General features: G+C 47.9%; 8 protein-coding genes. 6 read left to right on the top strand and 2 right to left on the bottom strand.

Annotated elements, in window-relative coordinates; all coding sequences use genetic code 11:
- Positions 1-321: 321 nt before the first annotated feature.
- From B3K42_RS01285 to B3K42_RS01260, 6 genes are all read left to right on the top strand, one after another.
- Positions 322-1,149, top strand: a complete 828-nt coding sequence (locus B3K42_RS01285; protein ID WP_292596381.1) for a sugar phosphate isomerase/epimerase family protein — start codon at positions 322-324, stop codon at positions 1,147-1,149.
- Entirely contained in the window at positions 1,142-2,695 is a 1,554-nt protein-coding gene (locus B3K42_RS01280) for a hypothetical protein (RefSeq protein ID WP_292596379.1), read from the top strand. Before B3K42_RS01285 ends, B3K42_RS01280 begins: the two co-directional genes overlap by 8 nt.
- Before the next feature lie 14 nt (positions 2,696-2,709).
- Positions 2,710-3,570 carry a MurR/RpiR family transcriptional regulator gene (locus B3K42_RS01275; protein WP_292596378.1) on the top strand — a complete coding sequence of 287 codons (861 nt, stop codon included), beginning with the start codon at positions 2,710-2,712 and terminating at the stop codon, positions 3,568-3,570.
- Between the two features lie 29 nt (positions 3,571-3,599).
- On the top strand, positions 3,600-4,580 hold the full coding sequence (locus B3K42_RS01270; RefSeq protein WP_292596376.1) for an ABC transporter substrate-binding protein: 981 nt from the start codon (positions 3,600-3,602) through the stop codon (positions 4,578-4,580).
- Positions 4,581-4,641: 61 nt separating this feature from the next.
- On the top strand, positions 4,642-6,315 hold the full coding sequence (locus tag B3K42_RS01265) for an ABC transporter permease (protein ID WP_292596374.1): 1,674 nt from the start codon (positions 4,642-4,644) through the stop codon (positions 6,313-6,315).
- A 12-nt stretch (positions 6,316-6,327) separates the two neighbouring features.
- Positions 6,328-7,398 carry an ABC transporter ATP-binding protein gene (locus B3K42_RS01260; RefSeq protein WP_292596372.1) on the top strand — a complete coding sequence of 357 codons (1,071 nt, stop codon included), beginning with the start codon at positions 6,328-6,330 and terminating at the stop codon, positions 7,396-7,398.
- A 44-nt stretch (positions 7,399-7,442) separates the two neighbouring features.
- On the opposite strand, the gene B3K42_RS01255 is transcribed toward B3K42_RS01260, so the two are convergent.
- The gene (locus B3K42_RS01255; RefSeq protein WP_292596370.1) at positions 7,443-8,720 is read right to left on the bottom strand and encodes an NUDIX hydrolase; all 1,278 of its coding nucleotides are present in this window, start codon (positions 8,718-8,720) and stop codon (positions 7,443-7,445) included.
- A 1,586-nt stretch (positions 8,721-10,306) separates the two neighbouring features.
- Positions 10,307-12,331 carry a translation initiation factor IF-2 gene (infB, locus tag B3K42_RS01250; protein ID WP_292596368.1) on the bottom strand — a complete coding sequence of 675 codons (2,025 nt, stop codon included), beginning with the start codon at positions 12,329-12,331 and terminating at the stop codon, positions 10,307-10,309.
- Positions 12,332-12,333 lie beyond the last annotated feature (2 nt).

The following is a 12,333-nucleotide window of genomic DNA, read 5'->3' as shown; positions in this document are numbered from 1 at the left end:
CCTTAGCTGGACGTGCACACTCCCCACCGCAAGCGGTCCCCCCCGCTCGAGCGGGATTTAAGAGCCGGACTTCCTGAAGAACGTGGCGAGACGCAAGGCTGCTTCGCGGGGAAAAAAAATCGGGTTAGAAGAGCGGGTTTAGAAGTACGGTTTAATAAGATCGGGTGGAAAGAAGGAGCGCGTATGGATCTTGGGTATCGGGTCTTATCGACGTTTCTTATTTCAACTGACAATGTGGTATTCTATGGATGAAGCAATAGCTTCATATTTTGCCGAGACTCACACGAGAGTGAAGCAAATGCTTCATTTGGAGATGCATGTATGGATTTTCTTTTCAGTTCGAACATACTTATCGACTTTTCTCTTAAGAAGGCTCTGAAGATTTTTGCGGACGAGAAGATCTCTGGTGTTGAGATATGGGTTGAGCATCTGTGGAGAGATAAGAACGACCTGTCAGAGATAAGGCAGTTGCTAGACGGTTTCAATCTTAAACGAACTCTACATTCCCCGAGTAGAGACGTTAATATCACCTCTTCTAATCCGGGAATACGTAAAGAGTCGATGAGACAGACTTTCGAGGCGCTTGAGATCGCAACTCGACTTGGAGTCGAGGTTGTCACTGTTCATCCCGGACACATGTCTTCTTCAAAGGATAGACCAGGAGACTACTTTGAAGTGCAGCTTGAGTCATTTCAGGAGATTGCCAAGATGGCAAGGAAGTCTGGTCTAAAAGTAGCTGTGGAAGTTATGGAGAAGAAACCGATGGAAATTATCACAGAACCGGAAGACTTAAATTCGTTGCTTGAGTACGTGGATTTCGATTGCATGGGTACCACCTTTGATGTTGCTCACGCCGCTTCGTGCTTCAAGAATAAGGTCGATCAGGAGGTTCTGAATGGATTGATAGTTGATTACATGAGCAAGCTGCGGAAGATTTTCAACGTCCATGTGAGCAATGCCACTTTGACAAAGGTTCATACTCCGTTGCTTAGAGGAGAGTTCGATTTCTTTCCTGTTCTCAGGGAACTAGCGAGTATTTACGATGGGACGTTAACAATCGAGGGATTCGCACCGGGAGACGGTATGCAAGTTCTGCGAGAGAACAGGACCGTTACTTCCGGATGGAAGGAGATGCTCGAGAATGTTTGACAAAGAGTATCCGGTTCTTGAAGAGCTAATCCGTGATCAATACGAGGAAGAGGGAATAACCGACTACTGGATAGAGCCTCTGGTATCCTGCAAAGGAGGCAGGGCTATCGGCAGGATTTCCGACGGCGATACAGTTCTGTTTTGCTGTCGGAGAGGGGAGAGAGAAGTCCAGTTAACGGAAAGTTTAGTTGACTCAGAGTTTAAACGCTTTCATGTTGCCCGTTTCAACCACCTCCGTTTTCTCCCTCTTGTTGAATACCACGAGAAGTTTTCTCACATCAAGTCGATCATCGAACCTGTAAGGCCTTCCGTTACTCTAGGCAGAGTGCTAAGCAAGGCGGGTTTCAAACAGCTCTTGATAACCGAGACAGAGAAGGAGTCCCATGTTACGTTCTTCTTCAACGGGCGAAGGAGCAGGCTCTTTCCGGGGCAGATAGCAGAGATAATCCCCAGCTGGAGGAATTTCGAAAAGCATCCAGAGATGAGAAGCTCAGAGATCGGCTCTTCGCTTGTAAAGGCAATGGATAAGTACGACTTCATTATAGTGAATTTCCCTGCAGGTGATGTGATTGGCCACCTGAATGAAATGGAGCTGAAGATCAAAGCGGCCGCCGAAATTGATGTAGCTCTTGGGAAGGTCTACAAACAGGCCATCGCACTAGGTAGAACTGTAATTATCACAGCCGATCATGGACTGATGGAGAGGGGAAGGAACGAGGACGGTTCTCCATCGGTGTCACACACGACTGCCCCAGTGCCGTTTATAGTTGTCAATCGTCAATTAGGAAAACACAGCGTCATCGCAGATAGTGGTTCACTCGCAGATATAGCTCCCACTATTCTTTCCCTTATGGGAATCGATAAACCGCCTGAGATGACGGGATCGTGCCTGATCAAGGATATCCCTGTTTCCAGTGGCGTTGTGCTAGTGATCCTTGATGGCTGGGGAGAAGGAAATAGAGATCCGAGGATCAATCCTCTGGAAGCTGCCGAGACTCCGAATCTGGATTTCCTGAAGGAGAACTATCCATTTACCAGACTCAGGGCCAGTGAACAGGCAGTAGGTCTTCCCTCTGGCAGAAGCGGCAACTCGGAGACTGGTCACCTCACTATGGGAGCCGGCAGAGTGATCGAGCAGGATGAGTTACGGCTTGTTAGGGAGATGGAAAGAGGGCTAGAAAATAACAAGACACTTAAGGATGCAATAGCTAACACAGAAAGCGGGGCATCGGTTCACGCGATAGGAGTTCTTTCGGAGGCCAGCTCTCACGGCAACATCAGAGAGCTGCTTGAGATATGCAAAGCGGCCCGTCTGAATGGAGCTGATAGGATTTTAGTACATCTCATTCTCGACGGCAGAAGCGCTCCACCCAGAAGTGCAATAGATCTTCTGAAGAAATACAGGAAACAACTTGAACAGTATGAAGTTGTCAGTACAGTGGGGAGAGGCTTTGCACTTGACAGGAGCAAAGATTACGTTGGGAAAACAAAAAGGGTCTATGATTGTCTCGTGAATGGCACAGGGAAGTGTTTCTCAAGTCTTTGAAGTATGGAGGATCTATGAACAAGAACATGAAAATCCTTGATAGAGTTCGCGAGGTTTACCCCTCTCTTTCAAAATCTCAGAGGTTGATCGCAGACAGCATTCTGGAGAACTGGGAGAACACGGCCTTCGTTTCTCCGAGGGAGCTCGGAGAAAGACTTGGGGTAAGTGAGACCACGGTAATAAGGTTTGCAAAAACCCTTGGATACGCAGGCTTCAGCGAGCTTAGAGAGCACAGTCAGAATTTGATCAAAGAGAAACTCACCCCTGCCGAAAAGATGTCTGCAACCGTTCAGAAGATCAAGTCCGGAGAGACAACTTTTGATAGACTGCTCACAACAGAAGTCGAGAATTTGAAAGACGGCATCTCTAAGGTGTCGGCCGACGAGTTCTATAAGGCGGTGGATTTGATAGAAAACGCACAGAGAGTTTTCATTGCAGGTCAGGGGGTTTCGGAAGCCCTCTGCAAATTTCTGGAATTCAGGTTCAGAAGGATGCAGATCGATACTAGGCCAGTTACCGTCGGCGGTAAAGCGTTCTATGAGACTCTGCTGCTAATGAAAGACGGGGATGTTCTTTTTGGAATTGGTTTCTTCCGTTGCTCGCAAGACATACTGAGATCTTTCGACTATGCTAGAAGGAATGGAATACATACTATAGCTTTGACTCACAGCAGTGTATCGGAACTTGCACTCAAATCGGAAGTTACGTTGGTTGCTAACAGAGGCCCCGTCTCACTGCTCAACTCACTGGTCGTACCTATGGCGATATTGAATGCTCTTGTTCTGTATATTGCCGAGAGGGACGAAGAGAAACTCAAGGCTCTGAAGAAACTCGATGAGATACCCGATATCTTTGGATTCAACGGGAAACATTAGTCTCCAAATCCAATTTGAGGAGGTAGTCTATGAGAAAACTTGCTATCACTTTCGTGCTATTGATCTGTGTAGCAATGCTCTTCGGAGTAGAGAAGATTATGCTCTACACTTCGGTTCCGACAGAAATTATGACGGCTATAGCCGACGCTTTCATGGCGGAGAACCCGACTATTGAGGTCGAGGTCTTCAGGTCCGGGACGGGCACCATCCAGACGAAAATCGCAGCAGAAGTTGAGGGTGGTAATCTGCAGGCAGATGTCATCTGGGTGGCAGAGTTCTCCTACTATGAGACTCTCAAGAAGCAGGGACTCCTGGCGCAAATATTTCCAGAAGAAGCAAATGCACTTCCGGATAACTTCAAGGATCCCGAGAACTATTACTACGCCGGAAGGCTCATAAACATGGTCATCGCCTACAACACTAATGAACTCACACCGGAAACTGCTCCGCAATCCTGGACAGACTTGACCGATTCGAAGTGGTACGATAACTTCGTGATTCCCAATCCCGAGTATTCTGGGGCTGCTGTTGCCGCAGTAGGGGCGTTGGCAATCAACTATGGCTGGGAATACTTTGAAGATTTGAGAAAAAACGAGACGGTAGTCGTCAGGGGAAACAGTGATGTTGCACAGAAGGTCGCTGCGGGCGAGTTCCCGATCGGTATGACACTCGATTACATTGCTAGAGGGCTCAGAGAAAACGGCAGCCCGATAGACATTGTTTATCCAAAGGACGGAACGGTTGCAATTCCAAGCCCTGTTGCCGTGATGAAAAACACTGACAATATGGAAGCCGCAATGATTTTCATCAATTACATTCTTTCCGAAAAGGGCCAGAAAGCTCTGGTAGAGCTGGGATCTCTGGTGCCTATCAGAAGCGATGTCAATCCTCCGCCAAACACGCCACCTGCAGGAGAGATTCTCGATCAGGCCATGAAAATCGATTGGAAGGCAATTGAAGAGCTCACCACAGAGATAAACACGAAGTTTGCAGACATAATGTTGTTCTAGAAAGGCGAGGCCCGGCCGGTGTGGCGACCGGGCCTTTCATTTTGCCCTGGAGAGTGATCTCATGTATCATAAGAGGTTTAGAGCCGATCCGCTGATACTTGGAGGTACTTTCGTGATAATTGGAGTTCTCATAGTCTTTCCTTTCACGCTGTTGTTCATAAACAGTTTGAAGGCCGACGGGGTCTTCACTTTTCAGAATTATGTTACCGTTTTTCAGGCCAATAGGAACTACACGGCTCTCTTCAACAGTTTGAAGCTGGGTTTTTTCACATCTTTGTTCTCGGTTCTGCTGGGAGCTCCTTTGGCATGGCTCGTGACGAGGACTAATCTCCCCTTCGCGAAGCTATTTAAGACCTTGTTCATTCTTCCATATATGATTCCTCCATTTGTTGGAGCGATCGCTTGGTCTCAGCTTCTCAACAGGAGAAATGGATACATCAATTCCTGGGCAGCATCGCTTTTTGGGCTTGAAGGCCATGTCTTTGACGTTAACACCATGCCCGGTCTCATATGGGTTATGACTCTCTATCTCTATCCGTTCGTCTTCATAACTGTAGCCGGAGCTCTCGAAAGGATGGATCCCACTCTGGAAGAGGCCGCTCGGACTTGTGGCGCGAAGACGATGAGGATTATGAGAGACATTACACTGCCGCTTGTCGCTCCAAGTATTGCCGGAGGCGCGCTTCTTGTTTTTGCTTCGACAATCGCTAACTTCGGGATTCCCGCGCTGATAGGTATGCAGGGTAGAGTGTATGTCCTCACGACCATGATCTACTCATATATGCGTCGGGGATTAACGGGAATCGCAATGGCTTCTGCACTCTCAATTTTGCTGATGTCTATCTCAGTCGGAGCCTTGTTGTTGAACAACCTTTATCTGAAGAAGAAGCAGTACACGCTGATTTCGGGAAAGAGCATGAGGCCAACGAAGCTTGACTTGCGTCGCCGGAAGATACCTATCCTGATACTTGCTTTTCTCGTTGTCTTCGTGACAGTTGTCATGCCCTTCGTTTCTATCAGTCTCACATCCTTTCTCGACGCGTGGGGGGCCAAGATTACCTGGGATAACCTCACACTTAAGAACTACCGATATATTCTCTTTGAATATGCCTTGACGAAGGACGCCTTCAAGAACAGCTTCTTGCTTGCGATCTCTGCAGCCACTGTCTGCATGGTTTTAGGATCACTGATTGCTTATATCAGTGTGAAGACGAAGATTCGAGGAAGGAAGGCTCTCGAGGCCGTCTCGCAACTCCCCTACGCAGTGCCGGGAACGGTTGTTGCGATAGCTATGATTCTCGCCTGGTCGGGCAAGTATGGAATAAACCTCTACAATACATTCTGGATAATATTGCTGGCATATATTGCCCGTTATGTGGCCTTTGCGGTGAGGACTACTTCCGCTTCTCTGGAGCAGATTCATCCCTCGCTTGAAGAGGCCGCCAGGATCTCCGGAGGCAGCTGGCTGACTTCTCTTAAGGATATCGTCGTACCTTTGATAAGGCCGGGTCTCGTCGCCGGCTGGTTTCTAATCTTTATGCCTACCTTGAGGGAGTTGACCATGTCGATACTCCTGTGGGGGCCCAAGACAGTAACGATAGGCGTTGCGATTTTCGAGATGCAGGAAGCGGGTTATGTTCAAATTTCCTCTGCATTTGCCACTATTCTGCTTGTTATAGTAATTGTAGGCAACCTCTTTGTCAAGTGGTTGACAAAGGGCAAGGCCGGGATCTAGGGAGTGATGTGAATGTCCAGAGTTGTCCTCAAGAACCTTTCAAAATCATTCGGAGAAGTCAATGTTGTCAACGATATCAGCCTGGAGATAATAGATCATGAATTTCTCTCCTTTCTCGGACCTTCGGGCTGTGGGAAGACAACAACTCTTAGAATGATCGCCGGGTTTGACATGCCTACGGCCGGAGAGATCTTCATAGGCGACCGGCTGGTTTCATCTGCTGAGAAGAAAGTCTTCGTTCCACCCGAAGAAAGGAATGTGGGAATGGTCTTTCAAAACTACGCAGTCTGGCCGCACATGGATGTCTTCAAGAATGTAGCTTATCCTTTGAAGATAAGTAAGGTGAAAGCCGCCGATATTAGAGATAGAGTAATGAGGGTTCTTTCACTAGTCAAGTTGAAGGGGATGGAGAGCCGATATCCTCACCAGCTTTCCGGCGGGCAGCAGCAGAGGGTTGCACTGGCAAGGGCGCTGATTATGGAACCTGACGTGATGCTTCTCGACGAGCCGCTAAGTAATCTTGACGCCAAACTGAGAGAGGAAATGCGGTTCGAGATCAAGGACATTCAGAGAAGAATCGGAGTCACAATAATCTACGTGACTCATGATCAGGCAGAAGCTATGGCAATGTCAGACAGGATCCTGCTACTGCATGAGGCCACAGTTCAACAGCTGGGGACACCAAGAGAGCTGTATGAGAGACCCGAGAATCAGTTCGCCGCAGACTTTATCGGGCTGATAAACTTCATGAGAATAGAACTGATATCGAAAGGAGACGGCTTGTGCGCTAAATTTCTCGATGCAGATGACGATACTCCTTTTGACATAAATTACAGTCCAGATCAGCTCTCTCCCGGTTTGCAACGAGTGTTTGCAGTAAGGCCGGAAAACGTGAAACTGGTATCTCCTCAGGAGGGCCACGTTACTGGTAAAGTCAGGAAGAAGGTCTATCTGGGAAACATACTTGATTACCGTATCGTGCTTGGTAAAGAGGAGATCCGGGTGGAAGCTCCTTCTACTGCCAAATATGATATTGATCAAGTTGTCGGACTCAAATTCACGGACTATGTAATCTTCGAATAGTTTCCCTATGAATATTTGCAGCCTCCATGGGTTGGCTCAATTTCCTATATATTCCGGCGTTTCAGTAAGTATTCTCTTATCGCTTCAAGCCTTTCGGGCATGTGGGGAAAGCTCCTGTATTCAACGGGGATGCGCGAAAGATCGCTGAGATCGATCCACTTCACTTCGGAAATTGTGTAATAGACTTCATCTTCATCTTCCGGCTCCGATCCGGGAGAAGGAACCGAAGAACCGTCATATTCAAAGTGAAACATCTTCGCGGAGTAGTACAATCCGTCTTTCGGCAGTTCGATTTCGGCAATCATTCCTTGGGGTTCGATGTCGAGGCAGGTTTCTTCAAGAATCTCCCTTTTAACTGCCGCTTCATCAGATTCTCCGGAGAGTTTTCCTCCGCCGGGGAAGAGCCAGTCGTCAGGTCTCCCGTCGTTCCCCGAATGCTTTATCAACAATACCTTCATACCGTCTGAGATGACGCCTTCCAGTCTGTAAGACCTCATCACAACCCTCTCCAGGAGAGCTTCTGTTGCTCTGGCTATGTCTCTGTCTCGGCTCTTTTTTGAGAGTTCTGCAGAGAATCTAGCCGTGTTCTCAAGAGCCGTCCTAAGAGAATCGAAATTCAAACTGGCAAAGCAGCTGGAAAAGTTTTCAAACTCTGTCCTACTCAAGAATCTCTCAAGAAGTCTTGGCGAATACAGATGGTCAGTCTCACCGTGCAAAAGCGACAAGAGTCTGGCGAGATAGTGAAGATTCATGCTGTGGATCGTGCTGGCTCTGAAAAGATCCTTTCTGCTGAGAACTCCCCACTCCATGATGATTCCATTGGCGAGTTCCAGGTAATTCTGCTTGAAGGAAGCTTCTTCATCGATAGTGGGAAAGGTCTTGCAGAATTCCTCAGTTTTCTTTCTGAATTCACCGGATTTGTCGAGAAGGACTGTCTTTTCCAATTTACCAGGAAGGACAACGCCTCTCCAGGTATCGAGAACAGAGATTTCTTTTTCTGAGTGGAAGTGGAACTCTCCTCTCACAAAGAACTTCGAAAAGACCGCAGTCTTAACGCCGTGAGAGTTTGTGAAGTAGAACTCCACCGGAGCAACCTCTCTGAGCCATTGTTCATCGTTGAAGGTGTCAGCTGAATCATCCCTAATGAATATATAGAACTCTATGTCTGAAAACTTGTCAAAATCCTCTCTCGTATATGATCCGTAAGAGATGACCGAAACGATCCTTCCGTCTTCTCTCGAAGCATCCACAATTCTGTTGAGAATGTGGAGGTTCTTGGGGTTTTTAGATTGTCTGTAGAACTCGTCTTTCTGCATCTCCATCTCTTCACTTCCCTTCTTACTTGTTCGATCAAATAACTGTGGCATCTAACATGAAGAATAATATCATGATTTGAAGCCAGTCTGCCTTCGTCAAGAAGTGAGGCTGCTGCGCAGGAAGTGATGCCCGGAAGAGCATTTGGGGAAGTGAGGCTGCTTCGCAGGGAAACAAAGGATCGGGTTAGAAGAGCGGGTTAAGAAATACGGGTTAATAAGATCGGGTTACGAGGACCGGGTGTGAAACAAAAGATCAGGTTATGAAGATGAGGTTGTAGAAGCGGGTTATCAGAACCGGTTCTTGAAGAGAAAGATGCTGAAACAAGTAAAGACAAATTTGTGGGCTTATTCGGATGACAGGGGACCGTTGACGGACAACGATGTCTTGAGAGCGTTCAGCGGGTCTTCGTTCTTAAGCGGAAAGCGGCTCTTAGATGCGAGATCCCGTGCAGACCCATCACGGGATGACTAAGTGAGTAGATTCAGGGGACGCTCTACGGGATGACGGTGTGGGGGAATTATGGAATGACGCCCCTTCGTGTCATCCTCGTGCTTCTGGCCAGGATCTCGATTTTCCGCGAAAAAAGAGACAAAACCCTTTTAGAGATCCCAGATCCTTGCTTGACCTCTTTGCTTTTCCCTTCTCTCTACTCTCTGAATAATGGTTTGACCAAGAACGAAGAACAGGTCCTCGCTCTGGAATAACGGGTTCTCCACGGCGAACGGATAACCGTTCAACGGCAAACCAATTTCTGTTGCCCTTCCGACCTCAGACCCCATACCCCTAACCTCGTTTCTTGTTCTTCCCTCTTACAACTCACAACTTGCATCTTGCAACTGATTTTTTGCTCTTGACCAACCACCAATTCGCTATCCCCAACCCCGGCTTTCCCTCAAAGTCCAGATCCCGGGTCGGAGCCCGGGATGACAGCGTTTGGGCGTTCTGAAAATGCCACAGTCCGTCATGCTCCAAAAAACCGCTGTACGCTTAGGAACAAGAACCCGCTGAACGCTGTGAAGAACAGTTGCAAGTTGTCAGTTCCAAGTTGCTTTTTGAGCGAAAGCAAGAGCATCACATCCTTTTCCTTTGCTGTGTTGTCCTTCCACTTCCATATTCATTCGCTGTAATTGTTTTCAAAGATCAGATCCCGGATCAGGTTCGGGATGACAATGTGAGAGGCTTGAGAAAGTGCAATCTCCACGGGATGACGGCCTCAATAGCATTGAGGATCTTGATGGGTCACTTACTTCTGTTTGCCAGACTCTAGACCCGAGATCCCAGACCCGCTGTCAATCTTGTCTCTACCTGCTAACCACGACCCCGGCTTTTGTTCTCTTAATTCCGTCATGCCGGACCGTGATCCGGCATCTCGCTCTTGTTTTCTGACCCTGACCAAGAACGAAGAACAGATCCGCGCTTTGAAACGAAAAACTGGTCTTTTCGGCGAACGGTGAACCATTCAACGGCTAACCAGCTTTTCTTGCTCTTTCCTACCCCCTACTTGCCGCCCCCAATACCGTTTACGCCACCAACGATCTCGAGTATGCGAAAAAAGGCCCCGTTAAGGGACCTCTTCAATCTATTAGGGAACTTATTCGGTGAAATCTATTCTTCTTTTTACGCTCTTTTTGCTGTGGAATTCAAGCTGATCCTCTTCCTGAAAATCATCGAAGCCGAGCGCCTTTATTCCGCATTCCTTTGGGGCATCTACCCTGCTCGCGTCGTCTTTGTAATGTTTGAGTACTTCAATCGCGACGTCTGCAATTTCCTCGTTCTTTCTGTAAACTCTCATTTTGCCCTTCTTCAGCACGTGTCCATCGTCAACCTGGACACCGGCGATAGTTCCAACTTTGCTGATTTTGAACAACTGTTTTATGTGTCCGTGGCCTATCACTTCATCGACTTCCTCGGGTTCGAGGAGACCCTCGAGCGCCTTTTTGAGGTCGTCTATCAGGTTGAAGATGATCTCGTAGACTTTGATCTGGACTCCCTCTACCTCTGCCTGTTTTCTTGCCTGGGCATCGGGTTTAACTTTGAAGCCCATTATTACGGCGTCGGAGGCTGATGCCAGCATTACGTCGCTCGAGTTTACAGAGCCGATACCAGAATGGACGACCTCAATCCTGACGTCTTTATTCTCTAGCTTGGCCATTGCCTGCTTCAGAGCCTCAACTGTACCGAAAGAATCGGCCTTGAGTATCAGCTTTAGATCCTTCTTCTCATCAGTGTTTCCGGTCATAGAGAGGAATTCTTCAAGTCTGATGTGGCGCCTGGTGGTAACCGACTTCTCTTTCTGAGCCTGTTTTTTTGCGTATTCGGCGAGCGATCGTGAAGTGTCAAGGTTTTCAACCGCGTACACAATGCTGTGGACATCGGGAACCTCGTCAAAGCCAATAATCTGAACAGGATCTGAAGGATGGGCCTCTTTGATTCGTTTCCCATGTTCGTTAATCAATGCCTTCACTCTGCCTGAGGCAGAACCGGCAACAACGTAGTCGCCAGGTCTCAAGACTCCGTCTTTTACAACGAGAGTTGCCAGGGGACCTACGGCCTTGTCAAGTCTTGAGTCTATAATGATTCCTCTCGCGTTTCCTTCGGGAACGCACTTCACATCTGCCACTTCGGCCACAAGAAGGATCATCTCCAGAACTTCCTCAACGCCCTTGCCTGTTTTCGCAGACACAGGAACGGTTACGGTGTCCCCGCCCCAGTCTTCGGGAACGAGTCCCAGCTTCGAGGCGAGCTGTTGTTTCGTGAGGTCTACGTTTGCATTTGGTTTGTCCACCTTGTTTATCGCAACAATTATGGGCACATTTGCGGTCTTTGCGTGGTTGTAAGCCTCTATCGTCTGCGGCATAACTCCGTCGTCGGCCGCTACTACTAAAACTACGATATCCGTTGCCTGAGCTCCCCGAGCTCTCATTTCAGTGAAAGCCTCGTGACCGGGCGTATCAATGAACGTGATCTTCTTGTTTCTTATCTCGACCTGATAGGCACCTATAGTCTGCGTAATGCCTCCGATTTCACCTTCGGCGACCTTGGCCTTTCTTATTCTGTCAAGCAGCGTGGTCTTTCCGTGGTCAACGTGCCCCATAACAGTTACGACCGGTGGCCGCTGGACCAGTCTTGAGCTTTCCTTGTAAGTTTCGGCGTAAGAATTTGAGATGCTCTCAAAGGGGTTGATCTCCTCTTCGTGAATGAGTTCCACTTCCCACTCATAGTTCTTCGCGATATTCATTGCATCTTCAAGCGAAAGAATCTGTCCCGGACGAAGAATTATCCCATTCATGAACTGATCCTTTATCACCTTCGAGATTGGAACGTTCATCTTCTTGGCGAGCACGTCGAGCTTGAATTCATTGCTCTTCAGCTTGATGGTTCTTACTTTATGCTCAACCGGAATTTTTTTCTCTACTGGGGGCTCCTCTTTGGAGACCAATTTCTTTTCAAGCTTCTTAACTTCTTTCTCCTGAATCTTGTTTTTTGCCTTTTCGGCCTTCCTTAAGAGTTCCTTTTTTTCTTCCTCGTAGAGACCAACTATAATATTTACGGTCTCCTCGTCAAGAACCGACATATGGTTCTTGACGGTAACGCCGAGCTCCTCAAGTTCATCCAGCA

The sequence above is a fragment of the Mesotoga sp. UBA6090 genome, from assembly GCF_002435945.1.
Classification (GTDB): Bacteria; Thermotogota; Thermotogae; order Petrotogales; family Kosmotogaceae; genus Mesotoga.
The sequence above is the reverse complement of the archived record's forward strand: the minus strand, read 5'-3'. Positions and strand labels throughout refer to the sequence as shown.